Consider the following 26,737-nt stretch of genomic DNA (forward strand, 5'->3'; position numbering starts at 1 on the left):
TACCTCAGCCGTTGGGCCCGACAGTCGCTACGATGGTGACTTGCTTATTGTCAGGAATTTCCTGGTAAGCCAAAACATGCATATTCGGTACAGCCAACCGTCCAAAGCGGGACAACATGGCGCGAACCGGACCTGCGACCAACAAAATAACCGGCTGCCCCTGCATCTCCTGACGCTGCGCCGCTTCGATCAACGAGCGCTGAAGTTTCTCAGCCATGCTCGGTTCGAGGAGAACGCCTTCTTCCTGACCCTGACCTGCCTTCTGCAGACTATTTAGCAAGATCTGTTCCAACCTTGGTTCAAGCGTGATGACAGGCAGCTCCGGCTCAATGCCGACAATGCTTTGGACGATTGCGCGGGACAATCCGACCCGTACCGCAGCCACCAGCGCGGCGGTATCTTGACTACGCGCGGCGTTGTTGGCGATGGCTTCAGCGATGGAGCGGATGTCGCGAACCGGCACCTGTTCGGCAAGCAGCGCCTGCAGCACCTTCAGCAGGGCCGACAGTGACAGCACGCCCGGCACCAGTTCTTCCGCCAGTTTTGGCGATCCCTTGGCCAGCAGGGTCATCAATTGCTGGACTTCCTCGTGGCCAATCAATTCATGAGAGTGCTTGTAGAGAATCTGGTTCAAGTGGGTTGCCACCACCGTGCTGGCGTCCACCACGGTGTAACCCAGGGATTGCGCCTGAGCGCGCTGGCTGATTTCAATCCAGACGGCTTCCAGACCAAACGCCGGGTCCTTGGCAGTGATGCCGTTGAGGCTGCCAAATACCTGACCGGGGTTGATGGCCAGTTCGCGGTCGGGGTAAATCTCGGCTTCGGCCAGGGTCACGCCCATGAGGGTCAGACGATAGGCGCTTGGCGCCAGGTCGAGGTTGTCGCGGATGTGCACGGTCGGCATGAGGAACCCCAGCTCCTGGGAGAGCTTCTTGCGCACGCCCTTGATCCGCGCCAGCAGCTGACCACCCTGATTGCGGTCCACCAGCGGAATCAGGCGGTAGCCCACTTCCAGACCGATCATGTCGATCGGGGTGACGTCGTCCCAGCCCAGTTCCTTGGATTCCTGCGCCCGGGTCGGCGACGGCAGCAGCTCTTGTTGACGCTTGACCTCTTGCACCGCGGCAAGCTTGACCTGGTTCTCTTTCTTCCACAGCAGGTAAGCACCGCCAGCGGCCACCAGCCCGAGGCTGATGAATGAGAAGTGAGGCATGCCCGGAACCAGGCCCATGACGATCATGATCCCGGCGGAGACAGCGAGTGCCTTGTGGGAGGCGAACATCTGGCGGCCGACCAGTTTGCCCATTTCTTCCGAACCGGACGCACGGGTGACCATGATCGCGGCGGCAGTAGACAGCAGCAGAGAAGGCAACTGCGCCACCAAACCGTCACCGATGGTCAGCAGCGCGTAGACCTTGCCGGCGTCGCCGAAGGTCATGCCGTGTTGCAGGATGCCCACAAGCATGCCGCCGATAAGGTTGATGAAGAGGATCAGCAGGCCGGCGATGGCGTCACCGCGGACGAATTTGCTGGCACCGTCCATGGAGCCGTAGAACTCGGCTTCCTGGGCGACTTCGAGGCGACGACGCTTGGCTTCGGGCTGGTCGATGAGGCCGGCGTTGAGGTCGGCGTCGATGGCCATCTGTTTGCCGGGCATGGCGTCGAGGGTGAAGCGCGCGCTCACTTCGGAGATGCGCCCGGCACCTTTGGTGACGACGACGAAGTTGATGATCATGAGGATGGCGAAAACAACGATACCGACGACGTAGTTGCCGCCGATGACGACTTCACCGAACGCCTGGATGACTTTACCGGCGGCGGCGTGGCCGTCCTGGCCGTGGAGCATGACGACGCGGGTGGAGGCGACGTTGAGGGCCAGGCGCAGCAGGGTGGCGACGAGGAGGATGGTCGGGAATACGGAGAAGTCGAGGGGCCGCAGGGCGTAGATACAGACGAGCAGGACGACGATGGACAGGGCGATGTTGAAGGTGAAAAAGACGTCCAGCAGGAACGGCGGCATGGGCAGCATCATCATGGCGAGCATGACGAGGAGCAGTAGCGGGACGCCAAGTTGTCCACGGCCCAGGCCGATCAATCCGGTTCTGGCGTGGGAGATGAGTTGTGAGCGTTCCACCGATGGGCACCTGCGCGTTAAATCAATCTTTTGACGCCGAAGCGTTGTATCGGGGTTATTGCAAGAAGGGGTCCAACATTTGGGATTGGGGTGAAAATATCAGAGTGCCAGTATTTAGATTTGAGATCTGGGTCGTGGCTGAGTACGCCAAAATCACAAGCGTCGGCCTAACGGCCTCGGTTTCGCCTTCGGCGAGTTACTTGGAAAAGCACCCCAAGTAACCAAGGGTGCCTGCTCCTGGTTGGGCCCTTCGTTCCTCAGGGTTCCTTCACTCCGGTCTTGCTCCGTGGGCCCGCGCCGAACGGACATCCATGTCCTGACGGCGCTCTCGCCGCATCCATGCGGCTCGGCCCACTGCGCAAGACCTGCGTTCAGCCTGCACCCAAGTCGCGATTTGTGGTGTCTGGACCTTTTGCGTAGAAAGATCAAAGGCAAAAGCTTCCCGGCTAAAGCCGGTCCCACTGACTGCATGCGGTGCCCTTGTAGGACTGGCTTCAGGCGGGAACAGGCCATTCCTGCTGACTGCACGCGCTGCTTTTTGTGGGACCGGCTTCAGCCGGGAAGACGCCTGTGTGACCACCAACAATTTCACTGACTGCACGCGCTGTTTTTTGTGGGACCGGCTTTAGCCGGGAAGGCGTCAGGTGCGACAACACAAATCTGGCGTCGCGCACCGGCCTGAGATCGTTCCCACGCTCTGCGTGGGAATGCCGCCCCCGACGCTCCGCGTCTCCTAGAGGGGACTGATTTATTTACAGCGCTTCACCGTAAATTAATCTGTCCCCGCCAGCCGCCAAGCGCTAGATCACTTTCACAGCCCGCCCGATGAATTGAATCGGCCCGGTAGGCTTGCCGGTCGGGGAGCCGTTGGGGTTTTCGAGGGTGAGTTCGAAGAGTTGGTTGGGTTGCAGCGGGGGCAGTTGGTTTACGGGGATGGAGAGGGTCTGGCCAGGTTTGACCAGGCCAAGGGACACGGGCCCCTGCCAGCCGTCGGCCTTGGTCCAGAACTGGAGGGCTTTGTCGGCGGGGACTGGGGTGGGGCCCAGGGGTATCAGCTGGATTTCTTCCGGTTTATTGGCCTGGATCACCCAGCCGGGGGCCTGGTTTTGCGGGGCGACCAGTACCACGAGGTAAGTTGTGGGGTTCACCGGCGCTGTCCGGGTCACCAGCATTGTGGCGAGCAGCAGCGTCGCGACGAGTCCTGCGCCGGCCAGCCCGCGCCACAACGGCAGCAGATCCCACCATGAACGCGACTTCACGGCCGGCGCCTGTACAGGAGCTCGGCGGTCATGGCTGCTGACGCTGCGCGCAATGCGATCCCACAGCTGCGGGCTTGGGGTCTGCGGTTTGGCGAGCTCGGTCAAGGCCAACAGGCGCCCTTCCCATGCGTCCACCGCTGCGCGCAAATCGGCGTCCGTGCCGAGGCGGTGTTGGACATCGAGGCGTTGCTCGGCCGGCAGTGTGCCCAACACGTACTCGCTGGCCAGTGCGTCCAGTTCGTCGGCGCTGTCTTTTGACGGATAGCCTGTCATCCCATGCACTCCCGCAATGCCACCAGACTGCGTTTGATCCAGGCCTTTACGGTGCCCAGCGGCGCGCCGACTTTCTGCGCTATTTCCGAGTGCGAGTAGCCGTCGACGTACGCATGAAGAATGCAGTTGCGCCGCGCCGGTTCCAGCTGTTCAAGGCACCCGAAAATACGTCCCGAGCGGGCACTGTATTCGAAGGTGTCGGCTTGGGTTGCGGACTCCAGTGCAGCCTCGGCCAGCAGTGCGTTTTCGCTCTGCTCGCTGACCTGAAGGGTGTTCGCGTTATCCCGCATGAAGTTCAGCGCCAGGTGCCGTGTCACGCTGAAAATCCAGCCACGGGCAGTGCCTCGCGCCGGGTCGAAACTACCCGCGCGGGTCCAGATTTTAATGAAGGCGTCATGCACGATGTCCTCCGCCAGCGCGTCGCTGCGAGCGATGCGCTTGGCGACGCCGAGCAGACGTGCGCTTTCCTGGGTATAGAGGTCGTGCAAGGCCCGTCGCTCGCCCTTGGCACAGGCTGCCAGACAGGCTTCGTAGTCAAAACAGTCTTCAGGTAAGGACAAAGTGTTCAACCGCCAACGAAAAGAAATACCCCGACCCAAAGGCCGGGGTTGCGTCGGTGCAGCGTAGATGACTTTGTGCATCAGCGACGCAGCAGGACGTGGGACATTGGTCTACTTGGCGGCCCAGAAAATATAGTCCGCCTGGTATTTCACGATTTCATGCTTGCCTTTGGTCGCCATCGAACACTCCATCTTTGGCGCTATGCCGCCTTTGGTCGCCACGCGCTGGATGTAACTGACATTGCTCATCGCGCCCTTGCCTTCCGCAGGGTTGGCTTTGACCAACTGATAAGGAATATCGCCCGTCCCGGCAGGTGCGACAGCGAGCTGCGTGCCGGTGATCTTCGAACCGTCAGTAGCCTGCCACGTCGCCGGCGGCCCGAAGTACGTGCCGACCTGCTTGCCGCTGCGATCATTCAACACCGCTTTCGGGCCGACGAACGTCCATTCTGTCTGGCCGGCGGCGTTTGGCTTGTCGCGGCACTCATAGGTGATCTCGCCGACGCCCACTGCCTCCATCGCGATCTTGTGACCGTCCGGCACCTTCACCGCATCAGGCAACGCCATCTGCGCATAAGCCGCCGGCGCCGTGGCCAACAGGCAAGTGGCTGCCAACGAAACACCGAACGAGCCCAGTAATGTTTTAGCGTTCATGCCATCACTCCATTAGATAAACAGGTCAGCAGCCATCGCTACTACCTGTACTACCCGGGGGAGAACGAACTGGATGCAGCGGATTGAAAAAATAATCGAAGTGAAGTGCGAGACGACTCGGAGCGTCATGGGATGCATGCCCACGCGGAGCATGGGAACGATCAGGCATGAGCAAAAAACGTCAGCGCTTGAACAGGCCTCTTCCCGGCTAAAGCCGGTCCCACTAACAGACCGCACGCACCCGTAGGACTGGCTTTAGCCGGGAAGCCTTTGATCTTGCACTTGATCTGCTTTTGATCTTCGTACGCAAAAGGTTTAGTCACCCCCAATCGCGACTTGGGTGCAGGCTGAACGCAGGTCTCGCGGAGTGGGCCGAGCCGCAGGGATGCGGCGAGAGCGCCGTCAGGACATGGATGTCCGTTCGGCGCGGGCCCACGGAGCGAGACCGGAGTGAAGGAACCCCGACGCAGGAGGGGCCCAACCAGGAGCACAAGCCCTTGGTTACTTGGGGCTTTATCAAGTAACTCGCCGAAGGCGAAATGTCTGCCGTTAGGCAGACCTCTCCCAGCCGCCCCCGCAATCGGGGACAGATTAATTTACGGTGAAGCGCTGTAAATAAATCAGTCCCCTTTACGAATCCCGCCTTAAATCCGGCGGAATCGGCAGATTATCCCTGAGCGGATCAGGCCGCTTGCCACGCCCCGCCTGATACTGCCGAATCTGATACACATACGCCAACACCTGCGCCACCGCCAGATACAACCCCGCCGGAATCTCCTGATCCAACTCCGTACTGTAATAAATCGACCGCGCCAGCGCCGGCGACTGCAACAACAGAATCTCATGCTGCGCCGCAATCTCCCGAATCTTCAACGCCATGAAATCACTGCCCTTGGCCAACAGAATCGGCGCGCCGCCCCGCTCCGCGTCATACTTCAACGCCACCGCATAATGAGTCGGGTTCGTGATAATCACATCCGCCTCCGGAATCGCCGCCATCATCCGCCGCTGTGACATATCCCGCTGCAACTGACGAATCCGCTGCTTGACCTCCGGCCGCCCTTCACTGTCCTTGTGCTCATCGCGCACCTCCTGCTTGGTCATCAGCAGCTTCTTGTGAGACTCCCACAACTGCACCGGCACATCGATCGCCGCGATGATCAAAAGCCCCATCGCCATCCACAGCGTGCTCCAGCCCACCAACTGCAAACTGTGCACCACCGCCATCTCCAGCGGCTCCTTGGAGATGGCAACCAGGTCGGCCTGGTCCTTCATCAGCACCACCAGCGCCACCGCCAGCACAATCAAAAACTTCGCAAACGACTTCAGCAGCTCAATCAGCGCCTTGGGCGAGAACATCCGCTTGATGCCGGCGGCCGGGTTCATGCGGCTGAACTTGGGCGCCAGGGAGCCGGCGGCAAACAACCAGCCGCCGAGGGAAATGGGACCGACGAACGCCGCTACCGTCAACGCCAGCAGGATCGGCTGGACCGACAACAGCGCCGCCTTGCCCGACGCCATCAGCATGATCGCCATGCTGCGCTCGTCGAGAATCGCCTCGCGGGTGATGGTGAAATTGTCGCGCATCAACTGCATCATCATTTCCGCCATGGAACCGCCAAACGCCAGCAATCCCGCAGCGCCCACGATCATCACGACAACCGTGTTGAGCTCCTTGGAGCGGGCAATCTCGCCCTTCTCCCGGGCGTCGCGTTTGCGTTTGTCCGTGGGGTCTTCTGTCTTGTCCTGACCACTCTCGCTTTCGGCCATGTCAGCGCGCCTTGACCAGGTCTCTGAGCAACTGCAAGGCGTCGACCGCCAGCGGTTGATATTGGTTGAGAATGTCGCCGAGGGTGATCCACAGAATCACCATGCCCAGCACCAGCGTCAGCGGAAAACCGATCGAGAAGATGTTCAGCTGCGGTGCCGCGCGGGTCATGACGCCCATGGCGATGTTCACCACCAGCAGCGCAGCGATGGCCGGCAGCACCAACAGCAGTGCCGCGCCGAGCACCCAGCCCAGACGCATTACCAGCAGCCAGATGTCCGTCGTACTGATGCCCTGCCCCACCGGCAAGGTGGTGAAGCTCTCGATGAGGATCTCGAAGACCAGCAAGTGTGCGTTCATGGCCAGGAACAGCAGGGTCACGAGCATGGTCAGGAACTGCCCGATGGTCGCCACCGACACCCCGTTGACCGGGTCTACCATGGACGCGAAGCCCATGCCCATCTGAATCCCGATGATCTGCCCTGCGATGACGAAGGCCTGGAAAAACAGCTGCAACGACAGGCCCATGCCGGCGCCGATGAGGATCTGCTGCGCGATCAGCAGCAGCCCGCTGAGGTCCAGCGCCTGCACGGCGGGCATGGGTGGCAGGCTCGGCGCGACGACGACCGTGATCGCCAGCGCGAAATACAGCCGCACCCGCTTGGGCACCAGCGTGGTTCCAATGATCGGCATGGTCATCAGCAGCGCGCCGATGCGGAACAGCGGCAGCATGAACGCCGCCACCCAGGTGCTGATCTGGGTATCGGTCAACGCCAGCACAGGATCCATCGCGGGGTCAGCCGATCACTTGAGGAATGCTGGTGTACAGATTGGTGATGTACTCCATGAAGGTGCGCACCATCCACGGGCCGACCACGATCAGCGTGACCAGCATGACCAGCAGGCGTGGCAGGAAGCTCAGGGTCTGTTCGTTGATCTGCGTCGCGGCCTGGAACATCGAGACGATCAGGCCGACGATCAAACTCGGTACGACCAGAATGGCAACCATGGTCGTGGTCAGCCACAGCGCTTCCCGAAACAGGTCGACGGCTACTTCCGGGGTCATGCTGCGCACTCCACATCAGACGAATTCATACGCCACCAAAACTGCCGGCCAGGGTGCCGATGATCAGCGCCCAGCCATCCACCAGCACGAACAGCATGATTTTGAACGGCAAAGAGATGATCAGCGGCGACAGCATCATCATGCCCATGGCCATCAGGATGCTCGCCACCACCAGATCGATGATCAGGAACGGGATGAAAATCATGAAGCCGATCTGGAACGCTGTTTTCAGTTCGGAGGTGACGAACGCCGGCACCAGAATTGTCAACGGCGCCGCATCAGGGGTCGCGATGTCGGTGCGCTTGGACAGGCGCATGAACAGTTCAAGGTCGCTGGAGCGGGTCTGCGCCAGCATGAAATCCTTGATCGGCACTTCGGCCTTGGCCACGGCGTCCTGGGCGGTGAGTTTCTCCGCCAGGTAGGGCTGCAAGGCATCGTTGTTCACCCGGTCGAACACCGGCGCCATGATGAACAGGGTCAGGAACAGCGCCATGCCGGTGAGTATCTGATTGGACGGCGTCTGTTGCAGGCCGAGGGCCTGACGCAGAATCGAGAAGACAATGATGATCCGCGTGAAACTGGTCATCAGCATGACGAACGCCGGGATGAAGCTCAGCGCCGTCATGATCAGCAGGATCTGCAGGCTGACCGAGTATTCCTGTTGACCGTTGGCGCCGGTGCCCAGCGTGATCGCGGGGATCGACAACGGATCGGCGCCGAACGCCAGCGGCGCTGCAAGCAACAGCAGCAGCGTCAAAACAATGCGCATCAGTTCGTGTCCTTCTGATCCGGAGTCTCTGTCAAACCCGTCTTGCCTGGCGTAGCTGTCTTCTTCCCTGCCGCACCGAAGATATTCAGGCCTGTGCGTTGCCCAGCCGCGCCCTTGTTGCCCAGCGCTTCAAGCAGGCGCCTGGCGAATTCCGGCTGCGCGTTTTGCGCGTCTGGAACCTCGACCGGCTCGTTCATGACGTGCAGCGCGGTGATGCTGCCGGGCGAGACGCCCAGCAACACCTGTTCGTTGCCGACCTGCACCAGCACCAGCCGATCGCGAGTCCCCAACGCGCGAGAGCCCACCAGCTTGATGACCTGATTGCCAGCCGGCCCCGCGCGCTGCACCCGGCGCATCAGCCAGGCCAGGACGAAGATCAGCCCGATCACCAGCAGCAGGCCGAGCACCAGTTGCAGCAACTGGCCGGCCATCCCGCCATTCACCGTACCGGCCACCGGCGCGGCGACGGCAGGCGCCGTGTTGGCAGCCGTCGTCGCCGTGGTTGCGGCTGGCGTGGCAGGCATCGCCGGATCGGCCGCCATCACCGCCCAGGACACTGCCAGCAGCGGCAAGCTCGCCAGGGTTCTGATCACGCGGCGCACTTAACGCAGCTTCTTGATACGTTCGCTCGGGCTGATCACGTCGGTCAGACGAATGCCGAACTTTTCGTTCACCACCACCACTTCGCCGTGGGCGATCAGGGTGCCGTTCACCAGAACGTCCAGCGGCTCGCCAGCCAGACGGTCCAGCTCGATCACCGAGCCCTGGTTGAGCTGCAGCAGGTTACGAATGTTGATGTCAGTGCTGCCCACTTCCATGGAAATCGACACCGGGATATCCAGAATCACGTCCAGGTTCGGGCCGTCCAGAGTGACCGCGCCGTTGCTTTTCGCCACGCCGCCAAACTCTTCCATTGTCATGCGATTGGCGGCGTTGCCCGCGTCGGCGGCCAGCAGCGCGTCGATGTCCGCTTGCCCGTCCCCGGATTCGCCCAGTGCCGCCGCCCATTCATCGGCCAGCGCCTGGTCGTCTGCGGAAGTCATATCGTTGTCATTAGCCATGGTTGTCCTCGGGGAACATTGATTCGTTTACGCAGCACATTCGTTTTGCCGGCGACGGAGCGTCAGCGGCGTTCTATGGGTTCGACCACTTGCAGGGCCAGGTTGCCCTTGTGCGAACCCAGTTTGACCTTGAAGGACGGCACGCCGTTGGCGCGCATGACCAGGTGTTCCGGCAGCTCGACCGGGATCACGTCACCCGGCTGCATGTGCAGGATGTCGCGCAGCTTGAGCTGGCGCGTGGCGACCGCGACGCGCAACGGCACCGACACATCGAGCACGTCCTGCTTGAGGGCATTGACCCAGCGCTCGTCCTGATCGTCGACATCCGACTGGAAACCGGCGTCGAGCATTTCGCGCACCGGCTCGATCATCGAATACGGCATGGTCACGTGAAGATCGCCGCCGCCGCCATCCAGTTCGATATGGAAGGTGGACACCACGATCGCTTCGCTCGGGCCGACGATGTTGGCCATGGCCGGGTTCACTTCCGAGTTGATGTACTCGAAATTGACTTCCATGATCGCCTGCCAGGCTTCCTTCAAATCAATGAAGGCCTGATCCAGCACGATGCGCACCACGCGCAGCTCGGTCGGGGTGAATTCCCGTCCTTCAATCTTGGCATGACGGCCGTCGCCGCCGAAGAAGTTGTCCACCAGCTTGAACACCAGCTTGGCGTCAAGAATGAACAGCGCGGTGCCGCGCAGGGGCTTGATCTTGACCAGGTTGAGACTGGTCGGCACGTACAGCGAGTGCACGTATTCGCCGAACTTCATCACTTGCACGCCACCCACGGCCACGTCGGCCGAGCGGCGCAGCAAGTTGAACATGCTGATGCGGGTGTAACGGGCGAAACGCTCGTTGATCATTTCCAGGGTCGGCATGCGTCCGCGGACGATGCGATCCTGACTGGTCAGGTCATAACTTTTTACGCTGCCGGGGTCGGCAACGCTATCGGTCTGCACCAGACCGTCGTCGACGCCATGCAGCAGCGCGTCGATCTCATCCTGGGACAGCAGGTCTTGCACGGCCATGTCGTGGTCCTACTGCAGTACGTAGTTAGTGAAAAGTACCTGTTCGATCACGCTCTTGCTCAGCTCTTTCTGGCCCACTTCCTGGACCACGGCTGCCGCCTTCTGGCGCAGCATTTCCATGCCCACCGGCGTTGCGATGGTATCGAATGGCTGACCGGAGAACATCATTACCAGGTTATTACGGATGACCGGCATGTGCGCTTTCAACGCCTCAAGATCAGCCTTGTCACGGGCGAGCAACGTGATGCTGACCTGCATGTAGCGCTGACGGCCATTGACGTTGTAGTTGACGACGAACGGCGGCGTCAGCGGTTCGAAGATCGCCTCTTTTTTGGCATTCGCCGCTTCCGCCACGGCAGCCGGGTCCGGCTTGCTTTCGGCCTTGTGCATGATGAACCAGGTCGCGCCTACCGACACACCAATGGCCAGCAGAAGCCCCACCACAATGAGGATGATGACTTTCAACTTGCCCTTTTTTGCGGGGTCCGCCACTGCTGCGTCGTCGCTCTTCGCCATGCCAATAATCCGTCACTATCCAAAGGGTTCGGTGTTGCGTGACAGAGGAAGAGCAAGGGTTGTGCCAGAACGGCAGCCGCAAGCTGCAAGGGGTGAGCGGCAAGTAAAAGCAAAAGGCGGCAGAGCCCGAGAAACCGAGGTCTCCCATGCACTGGCGCCCTTGATCCTGCTTTTACTTGCCGCTTGCAGCTAGCCACTTGCCGCTACTGAAAACGCCCCGGTGTTGGCAGGGCGTTTTCAGGCGTAATAGTCGACCGCGCTGGAACCCACGACGGTCAGCGGCGCATGGGCGGCGGCCGAGGCGGCGTCCACCGGAGCGCCGTCGGCGATGAGGTCGCTGCCGCCGACACCATTGGCAGCGTTGCTGCCGCCGCTGCGTTGGCCGTCGCCGCCCGACTGCTGTTGTGCCTGTTGCTGCCAGCCACGGGACTGGTCGGAGACGTTGACGTCGACCTGGCCCATGCCCTGCTGAACGAAGGACTCACGCAGGCGCGCCATCTGGCTTTCCAGCGCTTCACGCACGCCGACATGGGCGCTCATGAACGTGACCTGGGTCTGCTGGTCCGCCGCCATATTGACGCGAATGTCCAGACGGCCCAGTTCAGCGGGCTCCAGCTGGATATCCGCCTGCTTGAGGTTCTGGCTCGACAGATACATCACGCGGTTGACCACGCCTTCTGTCCACCCTCCCTGATTCATCGCCAGCGGCTGATTGAGCAGCGGCGCGGCCGGAGCCGAGGTGTTTTTTGCTTGAGCGGCCTGTGACAACGCAGCCAGACGATCGGCAAAGTTGTCCATGCGCGTATCGCTGGCGGCACCTTTCACGTCTTTCAGGCCGTCAGCCAGCAGGCCGCTGAACGCTTTGTCGCCGCCGCCTTCGGTCGTGCTCTTGTCCACAGCCTGGTCGCCCAGCGCCGCCAGGTTACTGGCCAGCAACTGCGAAGGATCGGCGTTCGGGTCCTGCTTGCCGCCACCCTTGCCGTCTTTGCCGTCGCCATGCACGCCGTTGTTCTGCGCTGTCTGTTGCGCCTTGTTTTCCAGGGCGACTTGCACGGCGGTCAAGCCTTCCAGCGGATCCGCGGAAGGATCGAAACCGTCATCTGCAACGTCGGTTGCATCCGTTGGCGCCTGCACAGCCGGCGGCGGGATCACCGGCAACGGCAGCGTGCCCGCGAGCAGCGTCGGATCAACCGCGGGTTCCACAGCCACGGGCTCTTGCACAGGCGAGGTGACCGCCAATATCGGGTCCGCTACAGGGTCTACCGGCGGCGAGTCGGCCAGCGCCGGGTCGTGCGCATCGTCAGTGCCGTCATTCTTGTCGTCAGCCTGACCCTGGCCCGTGCCCGCGTCGTCATCGGCCTTGCCGTTCACCGCTTTGGCAGGCAAGCCATTGCCGTTATCGGCAACGGTCTTGTCGGCGGCGGCAGACGTATGGCTGGCGGCGGGCTTGTCGTCGGCTGCCGAACTCTTGGCGCTTGCCGGCTTCGGCGCCGGATTATCCGCGCTGTGGGACTTGGACGGCGCTTGCCTGGCGAACACGTCGGAGAAGCTGGAAGTGTTGTGCTTGACGGGGTCCGGCGCCTTTGCCGGGGCGTTGTTCCCGGCTTTCTGGGCTTTGGCCGCTGTCAAAGCCGTCAATAAGGGGTTGGTGGCGAGGGCCATGTGAATCTCCGCAAGAGCACAATTGCAGAGAGACAAAGCAAATGGCGGGCCAAGTACTGTGAGAGGCTGGAGTGAGGGAGCGCGTCAGACCAACGGGCAGGCTAAGAGACCGAGCCTGGAGCCCAGTCAGGGAGCCAACTCAGTGATTGGCATGGCAGCGTTCAAGCTCACGTTCGAAAATTGCCCGGACCACGAAAAATTCGTCCCTGATCTGGGACACCAGCGAACGGATCTGCGCGTCATCCGCTGCCACCATGCCGCGCCCCTGCTCTTCAAGTTGCAGACACAGCTCGGACAAATGTGTAGCGCCCATGTTGCCGGTGCTGCCTTTGAAGCTGTGGGCCATCAGGCCAAGGCGTTGCAAAGACGCCGTCGCAGACGTCGTGAAGGTAGGGTCGCGCAGCAGCAGGGTCATGTCGTTGACGCGAAGGGTGGAATCGGAAATGAACACCTTCAGCAGCGCCGGGTATTCAGCTTCCATCACGTCACGCAGCGTGCTGAGCACGTTGAAGTCCACAGGGTTATTCGACACTTGTTCACTCCTTGATCAAGACGCGCGGATTATGCCAGACCCTCCCAGACAAATTCCACGCTGGCCGTCCGGCCATCATCGGTCCACTGACAACGATCGCTGAGTTGCCGGACCAGCGCAAGGCCGCGCCCGGACAACTGGGTGACCGCAGGCGGCAGCGCCAGCACGCGATCGGAATCAAAACCCGCACCACTGTCCTGCACTCGCACCGTCAGGCAACCACCCTCGCCATTCGGGACGATCTGGAAATCAATGCGAATGAAGCCGTCCTGGAGACGATCGAGGCGTTCGGCGCGTTGCTGGTAGTAACGCCCAAAACCTTCGGCATCGCGTTTCAACGCCGAGTCCAGCCCGAGCACGCCATGTTCCAGCGCATTGCTGTACAGCTCCGAGAGCACGATATACAGCTCGCTGCTCTGCATGCGCAAGCCGTGCACTTCTTGCAGCAGCTGCAGCAGATACGGCAGCGGGTTGAAGCGCTTGAGTGTTGCCGCGCGGTACTCGAACGAAGCGGACCAATCCAGCGGACTGGAATCGCCGCTGTCGGTATAAATGACCGAGGGTGGGCCGAGCAAGTCAGGCTCGGTGAAGGCCACTTCGACCATGCTCACATCGTCCCGCGCCTGCCCGCGAAACCGCGCCAGGGCCCACTGCACTTCTTCGATCAGCAGCACCGGGTTGCGGTTGCTCACCAGCACGTTCTGCAGGCGTCGGGCGCCGAACAGTTCGCCGTCCTGGCCGGTACTGTCAACCACGCCGTCGGACAGCAGAAACACCCGGTCCCCCGGCCCGAAGGGATACACCTGGGTATTGTCGTCAAAGCTGCCGGCGCTCAGCACACCGAGGGGCACGTTCGACGAAATCAGCGGCGTATGCGGCCGGCCGTCACCATGTAGCAGGTAACCATCCGGCAGGCCGCCGTTCCAGACCTCAACCAGTTGCTGTTTGAAGTTCAGGCACAGCAGCGCCGCGCAGCAGAACATGTCCACCGGGAGGATGCGTTTGAGTTTGGCATTCATTTCTCGCAGGGTTTCGGGCAAGCCGTATCCCTTTGCGGTCATGCCGTAGAACACTTCGGCCAGCGGCATCGCCCCCACCGCTGCCGGCAAACCGTGGCCGGTGAAGTCCCCCAGCAGCAGGTGCATGTTGCCGGACGGCGACCACGCGGCCAGCAGGAGGTCGCCGTTAAACAGCGCGTAAGGCGACTGCAGGTAACGGATGTTGCGCGAACTCAGGCACCCGGAGTGGGCGATCTGGTCGAACACCGCCTTGGCCACACGTTGCTCGTTGAGCAGGTATTTATGGTGGCGAGTGATCAGGTCGCGTTGGTGCAAGACAGTTTCCTGCAGCACGCGCAGGCGGTTCATGGCGTTGATCTTGGCGGCCAGCACCACTTGGTTATAGGGCTTGGCAATGAAGTCGTCTCCCCCGGCGTCGAGGCAACGGGCGAGGTCTTCGCCTTCCGTCAGCGACGTCAGGAAGATGATCGGCACGAGCGCGTCACCGGCGAGGGTCTTGATCTGGCGCGCGGCTTCGAAGCCGTCCATGACCGGCATCATGGCGTCCATCAGCACCAGTTGCGGCCGCCGCCGGTCGAACAGCCCGACGGCGTCGGCGCCGTCGCTGGCGGTCAGAACGTCATGGCCCTGCCGGCTGACGATGGCGGACAGGAGCATGCGGTCGCTGACGTTGTCATCGGCGATGAGCACCGTCAGGCGATCGGAGGCAGATGGCATCATCAGGCGATTTTGAAGAGTTTGGAGAAATTGGAGATGCTGAGGATTTTGTATACATCGGCGTTGCAGTTGACCAGTTGGATATCGGCTCTGTCGCCGCCGGCGTGGTCACGGAGCAGCAACAGCATGCCGAGCGCGGAGCTGTCGAGGTAGTGGGTGTCTTTCAGGTCGACCTTGTAGCGGCTGGCCTGTTTTTCTTTCGGTTCGTAGGCGCCGCGAAAATCCTGGTGCGTCGAAAAGTCGAAGCGTCCTTTGATGGTGATGGTCAGTTCTTGGCCATCGGCGGAGCGTTCGGAGGTTACTGACATTGGCAAATTCCTTGTATGAAACAGCGCCAGACGCTTGAGTTTTAGCAGCCCTTGTGAGGCGTGGCAAATCGTTAGCTTTTACTTGGCTTTCAGGATCGAGAGCACCAGTTGACCGCAGCTCTCAAGATCAAGGGCGTCTGCCTGGGGGCAGACTGTTTCGCCTTCGGCGAGTTACTTGGAAAAGCACCCCAAGTAACCAAAGGTGCTTGCTCTCGGTTTGGTTCCTCCTTCGTCGGAATACCCTCACTCCGACGACGCTCCGTGGGCCCGCGCCGAACGGACATCCATGTCCTGACGGCGCTCTCGCGGCATCCATGCCGCTCGGCCCACTCCGCGTCGTCTGCGTTCAGCCTGCACCCAAGTCGCGATTGGCGGTGTTTGGGCTTTCTGTGTACGAAAATCAAAAACAGATCAAAAGCAGATCAAAAGCTTCCCGGCTAAAGCCAGCCCTACGGTTAGAGCCACAGCCAATCCCGCAGGATGCATGCAATGCCTTAGTGGGACCGGCTTCAGCCGGGAAGAGGCCGGTTTGGTCGCCATCAGTTTTGCAGTGTGTCTTCCGACGCCTTCCCGGCTAAAGCCGGTCCCACTATGTAGTCATCATCACCATTTTCGTTGCCTTTGCCTTTGCTTTTGCTCTTCAAACGCAAAAGGTCCAGACACCTCAGAACGCGACTTGGGTGCAGGCCGAGCGCAGGTTTTGCGCAGTGGGCCGAGCCGCATGGATGCGGCGAGAGCGCCGTCAGGACATGGATGTCCGTTCGGCGCGGGCCCACGGAGCAAGACCGGAGCGAGGGAACCCGACGAAGTCGGGCCAAACCAGGAGCAGGCACCCTTGGTTACTTGGGGTGCTTTTCCAAGTAACTCGCCGAAGGCGAAACGTCTGCCCTTAGGCAGACGCTCTTGATCTTAAGGATCTTGATCTTGATCTTGGTCTCAAGCTCTTAAAATTGCTCAGTCCGGGGCAACCGCTGAACCAACTCATCCAGCAGTTTCTGCTCGCGTTTATCTTCCAGCGCACGCGCCTCATCGATATACCGCTGCACCAACTTGCGCAGCCCCTCCACCCGCGCATAGGCCTTCTGCCACTCATCGCGCGCCTTGTTCAGATTATTCTGATGCCACGCCAGGCTCTGACGCTGCTGCGCCACCGCCGTCTCCAACTGATTGAGAAAGCGCTGATAATTCATCAGCCACTGGCCCGACACCCCATGGGCGCCCTTGTCGATCCACTGCTGCTGATAATCAGACCGAAACTTATCCAGCTCACCCAACTTGGTTTCGGCCAGCCGCACCTGACCCTGAAAATGCCCCAGGCGCTGCACGGCGGCCTTCTCGACCTTCTCGGCCATCTCGACCACCGGCGCGAGACGGCCTGCGCGACTGACTGCCATGACCGATTAACCGCCGGCCTGAGGATTGAAGATCTTCGCCAACTGCTCCTCGCTGCTCTGCATGCTCTCGTTCTCCTGCAAGCCCTGGCGCAGATACTTCACCAACTGCGGCTGCAGCGAAATTGCCAGGTCAGTCTCGCGATCCCCGCCGGCCACGTACGCGCCGACGCTGATCAGATCACGGCTCTGCTGGTACCGCGACCACAACTGCTTGAAATACTGGGCCTGAACCATGTGCTGCGGATCGACCACGGACGGCATCACCCGGCTGATCGACGCTTCGATATCAATGGCCGGGTAATGACCCTCTTCGGCCAGTCGCCGCGACAGCACGATATGGCCGTCGAGCACGCCTCGGGCCGAGTCGGCAATCGGGTCCTGCTGGTCGTCGCCTTCGGACAAAACCGTGTAGAACGCCGTGATCGAGCCACCGCCCGCCTCGGCATTACCGGCGCGCTCCACCAGCTTGGGCAGCTTGGCGAACACGGACGGCGGATAACCCTTGGTCGCCGGCGGTTCGCCGATGGCCAGGGCGATTTCCCGCTGGGCCTGGGCGAAACGCGTCAGCGAATCCATCAGTAACAGGACGTTCTTGCCCTTGTCGCGAAAATACTCGGCGATGCGCGTGCAATACATCGCGGCGCGCAAACGCATCAACGGCGCATCATCCGCCGGAGACGCCACGACGACCGAACGCTTGAGGCCCTCCTCGCCCAGGCTGTGCTCGATGAATTCCTTCACCTCGCGACCCCGTTCGCCGATCAGCCCGACGACGATAATGTCGGCCTCGGTGAAGCGGGTCATCATCCCCAGCAGGACGCTCTTGCCGACGCCGGTACCGGCAAACAGGCCCAGACGCTGACCGCGTCCGACCGTCAATAAACCGTTGATGCAACGAATACCCACGTCCAGCGGCTGGCTGATCGGGTTGCGTTTGAGGGGGTTGATGGTCGGGCCGTCCATCGGCACCCAGTCTTCGGCTTTCATGCCGCCCTTGCCGTCGAGGGGGCGACCGGCGCCGTCGAGAACGCGGCCGAGCATGGTCATGCCCATCGGCAGACGGCCGGTGTCCGGCAGCGGCACGACACGGGCGCCCGGCGCGATGCCGGAGACGCTGCCGACCGGCATCAGGAACACCTTGCCGCCGGAGAAGCCCATGACCTCGGCTTCAACCTCGACCGGGTGATGACTGCCGTCGTTGATCACCATGCAACGGCTGCCCATGGCCGCGCGCAGGCCCTCGGCTTCGAGGGTCAGGCCGACCATGCGCAGCAGCCGTCCTTCGACGATCGGCTGCGCCGGCAACGAGATCGCGTCGGGATAGGTGCTCAGGCGTTTGGCGAAACTGGTGCGTTCAAGGCGCATCGACAGCACCCAGCGGGTAAGTGGTTTTCTCGGCGCTCTGGAGCGCCTCTTCCAGTTCGATGGTCACATCGGGCGGCGCCGGGTGCAGGGCCTGCTCGTGCAACTGATCGAACATTTTGCCAAGGGCCTGACTGATGCGCGCCTCGACGGTGGCGTCGATGCGGCTGTGCTCGCTCTCGACCCGGCAACCACCCGGCTGGAGCGTTTCGTCCTCGAGAATGCGCCAGGTCTCCTCGTGACGCTCGCGCATGGCTTTGACCAGCGCGAAGTCCTGCGGGTTGACCAGAATGCGCACGTTGGCCGCGCCCATCGGCAGCAGCCGCAAGGCTTCGCGCAGCACCGTGCCGATCTGGCTGGAGTCGGTTTTCAATTCGCGCTGGATGACCTGGCGGACCACATGTTCGACCAGCGACACCATCGATTTCTCGATCTGCGCGTCCTGGTCGGCGATCGGTTCGAACAGATGCCCCATCAGGACTTCCATGCTGTCGAGCTTGGCCGCCAGCGCCACTTCCGCTTCCTGACGAACCTTGAGCTGGGTGCTGTGGAAACCCTCTTTTTCGCCGATGGCAAACCCCTCGTTGTAGGCGTCCTGACGGATGCTTTCCAACTCTTCCAGGGTCATGGGCTGGACTTCTTCCAGCGGCACTTCTTCGCTCTCGGCGAGCTCGGCCTCCTCGACCACCGGTTCCGGCTCGGGGACTTCCACGTGCGGGTCAAAGCTGGGCAAGGCCCAGACGTCGATCCCGCGCAAATCCTGTGCCCGGATGAGCTCACTGGGTGCTGCTTTATCGGAGCTGGACATCAACGGCACCTACGCTTAAATCATTTCCTCGCCACCCTTGCCGCCAAGAACGATCTCCCCGGCCTCCGCCATACGACGGGCAATGGTGAGAATTTCCTTCTGGGCGCCTTCGACATCGCTGACGCGAACCGGGCCTTTGGCTTCCAGGTCGTCGCGCAGCAGTTCGGCGGCACGTTTGGACATATTCTTGAAAATCTTCTCTTTGATGGCGTCGTCCGAGCCCTTCAGTGCCAGTACCAGCACGTCGGAGGAGACTTCGCGCAGCAAGGCCTGGATACCACGGTCGTCGACATCGGACAGGTTGTTGAAGACAAACATGAGGTCTTCGATCTGCGTCGACAGGTCTTCGTCCACTTCGCGGATCGAGTCCATGAGCTGGCCTTCTATCGAGCTGTCGAGGAAGTTCATGATATCCGCCGCACGCTTGATACCACCCAGGGTAGTACGCGACGTGTTGGCGTTCCCCGAGAACTGCTTCTCCAGAATCTGGTTCAATTCTTTCAGCGCCGCCGGCTGTACGGTGTTCAGCGACGACACGCGCAGGATGATGTCCAGGCGCACCTTGTGGTCGAAATGGCTCAGCACTTCACCGGCCTGATCGGCGTCCAGGTACGCGACGACGATGGCCTGGATCTGCGGGTGCTCGAAACGGATGACGTCGGCCACCGCGCGGGGTTCCATCCACTTCAGGCTGTCGAGACCGCTGGTGTTGCCGCCCAGCAGAATCCGGTCGATCAGGCCGTTGGCCTTGTCCTCGCCCAGTGCCTGGGTGAGCATCTTGCGGATGTAGCCGTCCGAGCCGATGCCGACGCCGGTCTGATCGCCGACCACGTCGACGAACTCGCTCATCACCTGCTCGACCTGCTCGCGGTGCACGTTGCGCATCTGCGCCATGGCCACGCCGACCCGTTGAACCTCTTTAGGGCCCATGTGGCGCAATACCTGAGCGGCGTCCGTCTCACCCAGGGTGAGGAGCAGAATCGCGGCTTTATCCACGCGGGTCAGTTTGACTGCAGCAGCTCTATCACTCATCAGCGTTGATCCACTCTTTGACGACCTGGGCTACACGCGCCGGGTCCTCGGCCACAAGGCTCTTGATTGCGTTGAGCTGTGCGTCATAGCCCTCGGTAGGGCTCGGCAACAGAATACTTTGCGGACCGCCCAGACTGACGCGGTCGTTTGCCAATTCACCGTCCATCCCGATCATGCCGCCCAGCTCGGAGTCGCTGTCGCCGGCCTTGCCCTGAGGATTGGTGATGCCCTTCAACACCGGACGCAATACACCAAACACCAGCACCAGGATAAAGAGCACGCCCATGGCCTGTTTGACGATGTCCCAGAACCACGGCTGCGAGTAGAACGGAATGTCCGGGATCACTTCGCCGCGATCGGTGGAGAACGGCACGTTGATCACGCTGACGCTGTCGCCACGGCTGGCATCGAAGCCGACGGCGTCCTGCACCAGACGGGTGAAGCGCGCCAGTTGATCGGCGGTCCACGGGACCATCGTCGTTTCGCCGTTGGCCGGGTTGACCTTGACCTGATCATCGACCACCACCGCAACCGACAGGCGATTGACCTTGCCCTGCTGCTGCTTGGTGTGGCTGATGGAACGGTCGAGCTCGAAGTTCTTGGTCGACTGGTTACGCTTGTCGGCCGGGTACGGCGCCAGCATCGGCTGACCGGTCGCCGGGTCCATGATCTGTTGACCGTTGGCGTCCAGCAGCGGTTGGCCCGGTGCGATGGCGCCTGCGGCACCGGCAGCACCCGCGGCGGCGTTCTGTGGCGCAGTTGCCGGGCCTGGCGGCTGGTTGCTCAGCGCACCGGGTACACCTTGCGGGCCGCTGCCGCTGGAGCGTTGTTCGTTGACCGTCTGCTCGCTGCGCAGAGCAGGGGTGTCCGGGTTGAAGCTTTCGGCGGTGGATTCAACAGCGCTGAAATCAACGTCTGCCGACACTTCGGCCTTGTAGCGGTCATTGCCCAGCACAGGCTGCAGAATGTTCTGCACACGCTGGGTGAGCATGCTTTCCATGCGGCGGGTGTAGTCGAATTGCTTGCCGGCCATGGACAGCTCGGAATTCTCAGCCTGATCGGACAGCAGGTTGCCCTTCTGATCGACGACAGAAATCTGCGACTTGTTCAGTTCCGGGACGCTGGTGGCGACCAGGTTCATGATCGCCAGCACCTGACCCGGCTCCAGCGAACGACCGGCATACAGCTCGACCAGAATGGAAGCGCTGGGCTTGCGATCGTCACGCACAAACACCGAGCTCTTCGGAATCGCCAGGTGAACGCGAGCGCCCTTGACGTTATTGAGGCTGGAGATCGTCCGCGCCAGTTCGCCTTCCAGGCCACGACGATAACGAGTGGCCTCCATGAACTGACTGGTGCCCAGGCCTTGATCCTTGTCGAGGATTTCGAAGCCGACGTTGCCGTCGGTCTGCGCAATGCCGGCACCGGCCAGCTTGATGCGGGCCCGGGACAGGTCCTCGGACTTTACCAGCAGCGCGCCGGAGTTCGGCTCGACAGTGTAGGGAATGTCGGCCTGGGCCAGCGTGTCCATCACCTGCTTGGTGTCAACGCCCGACAGGCTGCCATAGAGCGGCTTGTAATCGGGCTGTTGCGACCAAAGCACCACGGCGAAACCAATCGCCACGCTGGCAGCCAGACCGACCATGAGGCCGACCTGACGCAGCATGGTCATCTCGGAGAGATTTTGCAGGAAGGCCAGCCCGAACATCGGCGGCTTGCTTCCTGGCGTACCCGTTTTGGCGGGTACGTTATCGACGACGGCTTCGGCCATGACTTAAATCGTCCTCAAACCGGCATTTGCATGATGTCTTGGTACGCCTGAACCAGCTTGTTGCGTACCTGGGTCAGCGCTTGAAACGAAACGCTAGCTTTCTGCGACGAGATCATCACGTCGGTGAGGTCTACGCCGCTCTTGCCCATTTCGAAAGCGGTCGACAGCTGATTCGACGCCTGCTGGGTGTCGTTTACCTTGTTCACCGCCATGCCGAGCATGTCAGCAAAACTGCTCGCACCCGCCTGTTCTGGCGCTGCGATTGCCTTTGGCTGAGCCATGGCATCCATCTGCATGGAGCGCATGTCCAACATCAAGCGATTAAATTCAACACCTTGGGTCATGACGTTTCTCTCAAAAGGGCCGCAAATTTTTGACACGGATTCAGCGGTTACCTAAGCATTAGCAACAAGGGTGCCAGACCAATAGCGGCAATGTGCCACGTTTGGTGAAAGTCTTCGGATGGGTATTTGAACGGACACATAAACGCAGAGGCGCTTCACGCGTTGACACCGCGCGATGCCCTATCAGACGCAGTTCCTGCGGGAGTCAGCTTGCTCACGAAGACGGCATCACACTCACTGAAAAATCAGCGGGTTGTCGGATATCTCTCGTCAGCGCCAGTCAGGCAGTCATCCACTTCACCGACACGCGTGCCTGCTCAGGATGCAAACAGAAACCCTTCGACATCCATGCCCGCGTCGCGCATCTGCGCCAGCTTGTAGCGCAACGTACGCGGGCTGATACCCAGGCGTTCGGCAGCCTCTTTGCGGCGGCCGCGCTCGGCCCGCAGGGTGTCGATGATCATCTGGAACTCCCGGCGACGCAGGTCTTCACCGAGGGCGCCGGCCCCTTCCCCGCCGGCGAAATCGGGCGACGCTTCCATGGCGCCGGTTGCGACGGCGGGCACCTGAGGCACCGACGCGGCGGCGAATGTCACCGGCCCGGCAAGACAGAAGTCCTCGGCCTGAATCACGCCGCCCTGCTGCAGGATCAACGCCCGCTGCACCGCGTTGTCCAGCTCCCGGACATTGCCCGGCCAGGCGTAGCTGATCAGGCACTGCTGCGCCTCGGCCGACAGCCGCACCGGCCCGTGCTTCATTTTATTGACCTGCTTGGCCAGCAGACGCTCGGCCAGCGGCAGAATGTCGGCGGGACGCTGACGCAAGGATTGCCACGCGAGCGGGAACACCGACAGCCGATAAAACAGGTCCTCGCGGAAACGCCCTGCCGCCACTTCACCGGCCAGGTCGCGGTTGGTCGTCGCCACTACGCGAATGTCCAGGGCGATGGGCTTGCGCGCGCCGACCCGCTCCACTTCCCGCTCCTGCAGCACACGCAACAGCTTGGCCTGCAGGCCCATGGGCATTTCGGAAATCTCGTCCAGCAGAAGGGTGCCGCCTTCAGCCTGTTCGAACTTGCCAGGCTGAGAGGCAATGGCCCCGGTGAACGACCCCTTCTCGTGGCCGAACAGCGTGGCTTCGAGCATGTTGTCCGGGATCGCCGCGCAATTGATTGCGATGAACGGTTTGTCGGCGCGGGGCGATTGCTGATGAATGAAACGCGCCAGCACTTCTTTACCGGTGCCGGACTCGCCTGAAATCAGTACCGTCGAATCACTTTTCGCCACGCGGCTGGCCAGGCTCAGCAACTGCACGCTGGCGGGCTCGACCGCAATGGGCCCCTCGCCATCGGCCGGCCCGAGCTGACCCAACGCATGACGGGCAACCAGTGCCAACAGGGCCTTCGGCTCGAAGGGTTTAACCAGATAATCGGCCGCGCCCTGACGCATCGCATCCACCGCGCGGTCGACCGTGCCATGGGCCGTCATCAGCAGCACCGGCAACTGCGGGTAGCGACTGCGCAACTGACCCAGCAATTGATGGCCGTCCATGCCGGGCATATTGACGTCGCTGACCACCAGGCTGAACGACGAATTGGCAGCGACTATCAAGGCCTCTTCCGCCGACCCGACCGCTTCATAGGCATGGCCCGCGAGCGCCAGGGTTTCGCCCAGTGCTTCCCGCAGAGAAGGGTCGTCCTCAACCAGCAGCACGTTGATAGTCATGGCCGCTCACCTGAAGAAATCATCAATGCGCCAGCGCCAGGGTCAGTCCCGGCGCCAGGAACCAGGGGCAACGAAACGATGGCGCAAGTGCCGCGGCCCGGACGCGAGCGGAATTCGACACGCCCTTGATGGGCCCGCGCAACCGCTGTGACCACCGCCAGACCGAGGCCGGTGCCCGTGGTCTTGGTGGTGAAGAACGGCTCGCCGATGCGGGCCAGCGCCGCCGGCTCTATGCCGCTGCCACTGTCGCTCACACACAACCGCAACGTGTTGCCGCGGTTATACGCATGAATCTTGATGCGGCGCCGCCCGTCACTCTGGCCGGCACTGGCCTGGACGGCGTTTTCAATGAGGTTGAGCAGCGCGCCGACCAGCGTGTCACGGTTGCACAGCAATTCGCCCGTCGGGCTGTCGCATTGCCAGCGCACTGCCACGTCACGCACATGGGTCTGGGCGGCGGATTCGAGGGCGGCGACCAACGCGGTCGGCGTCACTCGGTCAGTCAGCGGCAGCTCGCCACGGGCGAATACCAGCATGTCCCGGACCTGATGCTCGAGCTCGTGCAAACGCTCTTTCAAACGTCCAGCGAAGCGCTGCTGGGTTTCGACGTTCAAGGCCTGTTCGGCCAAGTGGCTGGCGTAGATCATTGCTGCCGACAGCGGCGTGCGGATCTGATGGGCCAGGGACGCGACCATGCGGCCCAGGGACGACAAACGCTCATGACGCGCCAGCTGACTTTGCAGATGGCGGGTTTCGGTCAGGTCGTTGAGCAACACCAGTTGGCCCGGCTCGGCGTCCAGGGAACGGGTGGCAATGGACAGGCGGCGCCCGTCCTTCAGGGAGATTTCATGGCCGTCATCCTCGCGCGGCGCGAAGCAGCGAGCGATAACGTGGCGCCAGAGCATGCCGATCAGTGGCTCGCCCAGCAGATCCAGCGCGGCGGGATTGGCCTCCCGGACCATGCCGGTGCCGTCGATGACAATGACGCCGCCGGGCAGCAGATCCAGCAGGTTCTGCAAGCGGTTCGCCAGGCGTTCTTTCTCCGCCAGTTCCTGCATGCGCTGGGCGCTGACCACGGCCAGCTCGCCCTTGAGCTCAGTGACCCGTGCTTCCAGCAGGCCGTAGGAGTCAGTCAGTTGAGTCGACATCTGGCTGAACAATGCGAAGGCCTGTTCTAGCCCTTGCCTGCTCACCACTTCCGGGGACTGCTGCACTAACGAACCCATGGCTAAAGCGGGTTCGGAAGACATCTGAGCGGCCTGGGGCATAGTTGATCTCTCGGGTAGCGAACCGTCAGTAAACGGTATGTTCCCAGAGACATAGCAATCCTCGTGCCGAAAAAAAACCGCTGAAAAATCAGCGGTTTATTTTTGGCGCGTCAATCGACAGTCAGTCTTCGACCTGCTCGTCGCCTTCGCGACGGCTCATGCCGTACTTGCGCATTTTCTCCACCAGCGTAGTGCGGCGGATGCGCAGACGTTCGGCGGCCCGTGCCACGATTCCGTTTGCGTCATCCAGCGCCTGCTGGATCAAGCCCTGTTCCAGGCCACCGAGGTAGTCCTTCAAGTCCAGGCCTTCAGGCGGCAGCAGCGCGCTGCTGGCGAAGTTCGGCGTATGACCGTTGATGGCCACGCGCTCTTCGAGATCGCTGCGCAGGCTGTCGACCAATTGCTCGTCTTCGTCGTCGACGTAGCGGAATTTCTTCGGCAGCTCGGAGACGCCGATGACGCCGTACGGGTGCATGATCGCCATGCGCTCGACGAGGTTGGCGAGTTCACGCACGTTGCCCGGCCAGCCGTGACGGCACAGGGACATGATGGCGGCAGAGTTAAAGCGGATCGACCCACGCTTTTCGTGTTCCATCCGCGAAATAAGCTCGTTCATCAACAGCGGAATATCTTCCACACGCTCACGCAACGGCGCCATTTCAATCGGGAACACGTTCAGACGGTAGTAGAGATCCTCGCGGAAACTGCCGATCACGATCATGTCTTCAAGATTTTTATGCGTCGCAGCGATGATCCGCACGTCAACGCTCTGGGTCTTGTTGCTGCCCACGCGCTCGAAGGTGCGTTCCTGCAGGACGCGCAGCAGCTTGACCTGCATCGGCAGCGGCATATCGCCGATCTCATCGAGAAACAGCGTGCCACCGTTGGCCAGTTCGAAGCGCCCTGCCCGGCTGGTGATGGCGCCGGTAAAAGCGCCCTTCTCGTGGCCGAACAGTTCGCTTTCAAGCAACTCGGCCGGAATCGCGCCACAGTTGACCGGCACGAACGGCGCATCGCGGCGCTTGGAGTGGTAATGCAGATTACGTGCGACGACTTCCTTGCCGGTCCCGGATTCACCAAGGATCAGCACGCTGGCGTCGGTGTCGGCAACCTGCTGCATCATCTGGCGCACGTGCTGAATCGCACGGCTGGTGCCGACGAGGCTGCGGAAAAGATTGGGTTCGCGTTGACGCCCACGTTCACGGGCCTGGTCGTACATCTCGCGATAGACCTGGGCGCGGTGAAGGGAGTCCAGCAGTTTGCTGTAGCTGGGCGGCATCTCGACGGTGGAGAGGACCCGGCGGCGCAGATCGTCCGCCAGTTCGGTCGAGGAGTTCTCGCCCATCAGCAGGACCGGGAGAAACTCGTCCCACGCGGCCACGGTTTTGAGCAGGCCCTGAAGGCTGCCCGGGGCGTTCACGCTGCCGACCAGCACGCAGAGCACTTCTCGGGTGGAGGTCAACGAACCCACGACTTGCTGCCAGTCTGTGCTGGAGCAGGACAGGTTCTCATCACCCAGAAAATTCAGAATCACCGCCATGTCACGGCGGCGCTGGCTATCGTCATCGATCAGCAGGATTTTGATTTCACGCCACATGCAATAGCAACTTCCCTAGTCAACTCGATGCCCGATCACGGGCAAGCTTGGCTTTCGTTTCGTCCGTTGAGACGCGTCAATCACCGAAATTAGTGAACTTCACTAGTT

At 61.5% G+C, this 26,737-nt stretch carries 24 protein-coding genes and 1 pseudogene; all 25 read right to left on the reverse strand.

Going from position 1 to position 26,737, the window contains the following annotated elements; genetic code table 11:
* Positions 1-4: 4 nt before the first annotated feature.
* Positions 5-2,134: a flagellar biosynthesis protein FlhA gene (gene flhA, locus AC0Z8Z_RS21660; protein ID WP_065987309.1), complete on the reverse strand. Its 2,130-nt coding sequence runs from the start codon at positions 2,132-2,134 to the stop codon at positions 5-7.
* A gap of 800 nt (positions 2,135-2,934) precedes the next feature.
* Positions 2,935-3,666: an anti-sigma factor gene (locus AC0Z8Z_RS21665; protein ID WP_485620457.1), complete on the reverse strand. Its 732-nt coding sequence runs from the start codon at positions 3,664-3,666 to the stop codon at positions 2,935-2,937.
* Complete coding sequence (locus AC0Z8Z_RS21670) at positions 3,663-4,226, reverse strand: sigma-70 family RNA polymerase sigma factor (RefSeq protein ID WP_485620458.1); 564 nt, start codon at positions 4,224-4,226, stop codon at positions 3,663-3,665. Before AC0Z8Z_RS21670 ends, AC0Z8Z_RS21665 begins: the two co-directional genes overlap by 4 nt.
* A gap of 111 nt (positions 4,227-4,337) precedes the next feature.
* On the reverse strand, positions 4,338-4,880 hold the full coding sequence (locus AC0Z8Z_RS21675; RefSeq protein WP_485620459.1) for a DUF3455 domain-containing protein: 543 nt from the start codon (positions 4,878-4,880) through the stop codon (positions 4,338-4,340).
* A gap of 630 nt (positions 4,881-5,510) precedes the next feature.
* Positions 5,511-6,650 carry a flagellar biosynthesis protein FlhB gene (flhB, locus tag AC0Z8Z_RS21680; protein WP_172612856.1) on the reverse strand — a complete coding sequence of 380 codons (1,140 nt, stop codon included), beginning with the start codon at positions 6,648-6,650 and terminating at the stop codon, positions 5,511-5,513.
* A 1-nt stretch (position 6,651) separates the two neighbouring features.
* Positions 6,652-7,437 carry a flagellar biosynthetic protein FliR gene (gene fliR, locus AC0Z8Z_RS21685; protein WP_122534887.1) on the reverse strand — a complete coding sequence of 262 codons (786 nt, stop codon included), beginning with the start codon at positions 7,435-7,437 and terminating at the stop codon, positions 6,652-6,654.
* A gap of 7 nt (positions 7,438-7,444) precedes the next feature.
* Positions 7,445-7,714 (reverse strand): flagellar biosynthesis protein FliQ, encoded by a 270-nt coding sequence (gene fliQ / locus AC0Z8Z_RS21690; protein WP_065987304.1) that lies wholly within the window; start codon positions 7,712-7,714, stop codon positions 7,445-7,447.
* 25 nt (positions 7,715-7,739) lie between these two features.
* On the reverse strand, positions 7,740-8,483 hold the full coding sequence (gene fliP, locus AC0Z8Z_RS21695) for a flagellar type III secretion system pore protein FliP (protein WP_065987303.1): 744 nt from the start codon (positions 8,481-8,483) through the stop codon (positions 7,740-7,742).
* Between the two features lie 119 nt (positions 8,484-8,602).
* A pseudogene (gene fliO / locus AC0Z8Z_RS21700) lies at positions 8,603-9,085 on the reverse strand (flagellar biosynthetic protein FliO); the annotation flags it as partial.
* Positions 9,086-9,544 carry a flagellar motor switch protein FliN gene (fliN, locus tag AC0Z8Z_RS21705; protein WP_485620460.1) on the reverse strand — a complete coding sequence of 153 codons (459 nt, stop codon included), beginning with the start codon at positions 9,542-9,544 and terminating at the stop codon, positions 9,086-9,088. It lies immediately after the preceding pseudogene.
* A gap of 62 nt (positions 9,545-9,606) precedes the next feature.
* Complete coding sequence (gene fliM / locus AC0Z8Z_RS21710; protein ID WP_074892976.1) at positions 9,607-10,575, reverse strand: flagellar motor switch protein FliM; 969 nt, start codon at positions 10,573-10,575, stop codon at positions 9,607-9,609.
* 9 nt (positions 10,576-10,584) lie between these two features.
* Positions 10,585-11,091 (reverse strand): flagellar basal body-associated protein FliL, encoded by a 507-nt coding sequence (gene fliL / locus AC0Z8Z_RS21715; RefSeq protein ID WP_122534884.1) that lies wholly within the window; start codon positions 11,089-11,091, stop codon positions 10,585-10,587.
* Between the two features lie 237 nt (positions 11,092-11,328).
* Positions 11,329-12,753, reverse strand: a complete 1,425-nt coding sequence (locus AC0Z8Z_RS21720; protein ID WP_485620461.1) for a flagellar hook-length control protein FliK — start codon at positions 12,751-12,753, stop codon at positions 11,329-11,331.
* A gap of 139 nt (positions 12,754-12,892) precedes the next feature.
* Positions 12,893-13,285 (reverse strand): Hpt domain-containing protein, encoded by a 393-nt coding sequence (locus tag AC0Z8Z_RS21725; RefSeq protein ID WP_485620462.1) that lies wholly within the window; start codon positions 13,283-13,285, stop codon positions 12,893-12,895.
* A 29-nt stretch (positions 13,286-13,314) separates the two neighbouring features.
* Positions 13,315-15,021 (reverse strand): ATP-binding SpoIIE family protein phosphatase, encoded by a 1,707-nt coding sequence (locus AC0Z8Z_RS21730; RefSeq protein WP_485620535.1) that lies wholly within the window; start codon positions 15,019-15,021, stop codon positions 13,315-13,317.
* 2 nt (positions 15,022-15,023) lie between these two features.
* Positions 15,024-15,329, reverse strand: a complete 306-nt coding sequence (locus AC0Z8Z_RS21735; RefSeq protein WP_485620463.1) for an STAS domain-containing protein — start codon at positions 15,327-15,329, stop codon at positions 15,024-15,026.
* Between the two features lie 944 nt (positions 15,330-16,273).
* Positions 16,274-16,723 carry a flagellar export protein FliJ gene (gene fliJ / locus AC0Z8Z_RS21740; protein ID WP_122624330.1) on the reverse strand — a complete coding sequence of 150 codons (450 nt, stop codon included), beginning with the start codon at positions 16,721-16,723 and terminating at the stop codon, positions 16,274-16,276.
* Between the two features lie 6 nt (positions 16,724-16,729).
* The gene (gene fliI, locus AC0Z8Z_RS21745) at positions 16,730-18,088 is read right to left on the reverse strand and encodes a flagellar protein export ATPase FliI (RefSeq protein WP_122534879.1); all 1,359 of its coding nucleotides are present in this window, start codon (positions 18,086-18,088) and stop codon (positions 16,730-16,732) included.
* Complete coding sequence (fliH, locus tag AC0Z8Z_RS21750; protein ID WP_122534878.1) at positions 18,078-18,893, reverse strand: flagellar assembly protein FliH; 816 nt, start codon at positions 18,891-18,893, stop codon at positions 18,078-18,080. Before fliH ends, fliI begins: the two co-directional genes overlap by 11 nt.
* Before the next feature lie 15 nt (positions 18,894-18,908).
* The gene (fliG, locus tag AC0Z8Z_RS21755) at positions 18,909-19,925 is read right to left on the reverse strand and encodes a flagellar motor switch protein FliG (protein ID WP_122534877.1); all 1,017 of its coding nucleotides are present in this window, start codon (positions 19,923-19,925) and stop codon (positions 18,909-18,911) included.
* On the reverse strand, positions 19,918-21,696 hold the full coding sequence (fliF, locus tag AC0Z8Z_RS21760) for a flagellar basal-body MS-ring/collar protein FliF (RefSeq protein WP_172612862.1): 1,779 nt from the start codon (positions 21,694-21,696) through the stop codon (positions 19,918-19,920). The genes fliG and fliF overlap by 8 nt, the downstream gene beginning before the upstream one ends.
* Before the next feature lie 14 nt (positions 21,697-21,710).
* Positions 21,711-22,040 carry a flagellar hook-basal body complex protein FliE gene (gene fliE, locus AC0Z8Z_RS21765; RefSeq protein ID WP_065987290.1) on the reverse strand — a complete coding sequence of 110 codons (330 nt, stop codon included), beginning with the start codon at positions 22,038-22,040 and terminating at the stop codon, positions 21,711-21,713.
* Between the two features lie 317 nt (positions 22,041-22,357).
* The gene (locus tag AC0Z8Z_RS21770; protein WP_485620464.1) at positions 22,358-23,764 is read right to left on the reverse strand and encodes a sigma-54-dependent transcriptional regulator; all 1,407 of its coding nucleotides are present in this window, start codon (positions 23,762-23,764) and stop codon (positions 22,358-22,360) included.
* Positions 23,761-25,032, reverse strand: coding sequence for a sensor histidine kinase (locus AC0Z8Z_RS21775; protein ID WP_485620465.1), 1,272 nt, complete (start codon positions 25,030-25,032; stop codon positions 23,761-23,763). Before AC0Z8Z_RS21775 ends, AC0Z8Z_RS21770 begins: the two co-directional genes overlap by 4 nt.
* A gap of 121 nt (positions 25,033-25,153) precedes the next feature.
* Positions 25,154-26,629, reverse strand: a complete 1,476-nt coding sequence (gene fleQ, locus AC0Z8Z_RS21780) for a transcriptional regulator FleQ (protein ID WP_122534873.1) — start codon at positions 26,627-26,629, stop codon at positions 25,154-25,156.
* Positions 26,630-26,737: the final 108 nt, after the last annotated feature.

Source organism: Pseudomonas sp. 1L-C-7-B-C1, from assembly GCF_057291635.1.

Excerpts from the sequence above, each read along its gene's own strand:
- fliL (WP_122534884.1), bottom strand. The coding sequence starts at position 11,091 with ATGGCGAAGAGCGACGACGCAGCAGTGGCGGACCCCGCAAAAAAGGGC.
- fliI (WP_122534879.1), bottom strand. The coding sequence starts at position 18,088 with ATGCGCCTTGAACGCACCAGTTTCGCCAAACGCCTGAGCACCTATCCC.
- AC0Z8Z_RS21720 (WP_485620461.1), bottom strand. The coding sequence starts at position 12,753 with ATGGCCCTCGCCACCAACCCCTTATTGACGGCTTTGACAGCGGCCAAA.
- fliF (WP_172612862.1), bottom strand. The coding sequence starts at position 21,696 with ATGGCCGAAGCCGTCGTCGATAACGTACCCGCCAAAACGGGTACGCCA.
- fleQ (WP_122534873.1), bottom strand. The coding sequence starts at position 26,629 with ATGTGGCGTGAAATCAAAATCCTGCTGATCGATGACGATAGCCAGCGC.
- AC0Z8Z_RS21665 (WP_485620457.1), bottom strand. The coding sequence starts at position 3,666 with ATGACAGGCTATCCGTCAAAAGACAGCGCCGACGAACTGGACGCACTG.
- fliE (WP_065987290.1), bottom strand. The coding sequence starts at position 22,040 with ATGACCCAAGGTGTTGAATTTAATCGCTTGATGTTGGACATGCGCTCC.
- fliG (WP_122534877.1), bottom strand. The coding sequence starts at position 19,925 with ATGAGTGATAGAGCTGCTGCAGTCAAACTGACCCGCGTGGATAAAGCC.
- fliH (WP_122534878.1), bottom strand. The coding sequence starts at position 18,893 with ATGTCCAGCTCCGATAAAGCAGCACCCAGTGAGCTCATCCGGGCACAG.
- AC0Z8Z_RS21735 (WP_485620463.1), bottom strand. The coding sequence starts at position 15,329 with ATGTCAGTAACCTCCGAACGCTCCGCCGATGGCCAAGAACTGACCATC.
- fliN (WP_485620460.1), bottom strand. The coding sequence starts at position 9,544 with ATGGCTAATGACAACGATATGACTTCCGCAGACGACCAGGCGCTGGCC.
- AC0Z8Z_RS21730 (WP_485620535.1), bottom strand. The coding sequence starts at position 15,021 with ATGCCATCTGCCTCCGATCGCCTGACGGTGCTCATCGCCGATGACAAC.
- fliJ (WP_122624330.1), bottom strand. The coding sequence starts at position 16,723 with ATGGCAGTCAGTCGCGCAGGCCGTCTCGCGCCGGTGGTCGAGATGGCC.
- fliP (WP_065987303.1), bottom strand. The coding sequence starts at position 8,483 with ATGCGCATTGTTTTGACGCTGCTGCTGTTGCTTGCAGCGCCGCTGGCG.
- AC0Z8Z_RS21675 (WP_485620459.1), bottom strand. The coding sequence starts at position 4,880 with ATGAACGCTAAAACATTACTGGGCTCGTTCGGTGTTTCGTTGGCAGCC.
- flhB (WP_172612856.1), bottom strand. The coding sequence starts at position 6,650 with ATGGCCGAAAGCGAGAGTGGTCAGGACAAGACAGAAGACCCCACGGAC.
- AC0Z8Z_RS21770 (WP_485620464.1), bottom strand. The coding sequence starts at position 23,764 with ATGACTATCAACGTGCTGCTGGTTGAGGACGACCCTTCTCTGCGGGAA.
- AC0Z8Z_RS21775 (WP_485620465.1), bottom strand. The coding sequence starts at position 25,032 with ATGCCCCAGGCCGCTCAGATGTCTTCCGAACCCGCTTTAGCCATGGGT.
- fliQ (WP_065987304.1), bottom strand. The coding sequence starts at position 7,714 with ATGACCCCGGAAGTAGCCGTCGACCTGTTTCGGGAAGCGCTGTGGCTG.
- fliR (WP_122534887.1), bottom strand. The coding sequence starts at position 7,437 with ATGGATCCTGTGCTGGCGTTGACCGATACCCAGATCAGCACCTGGGTG.
- fliM (WP_074892976.1), bottom strand. The coding sequence starts at position 10,575 with ATGGCCGTGCAAGACCTGCTGTCCCAGGATGAGATCGACGCGCTGCTG.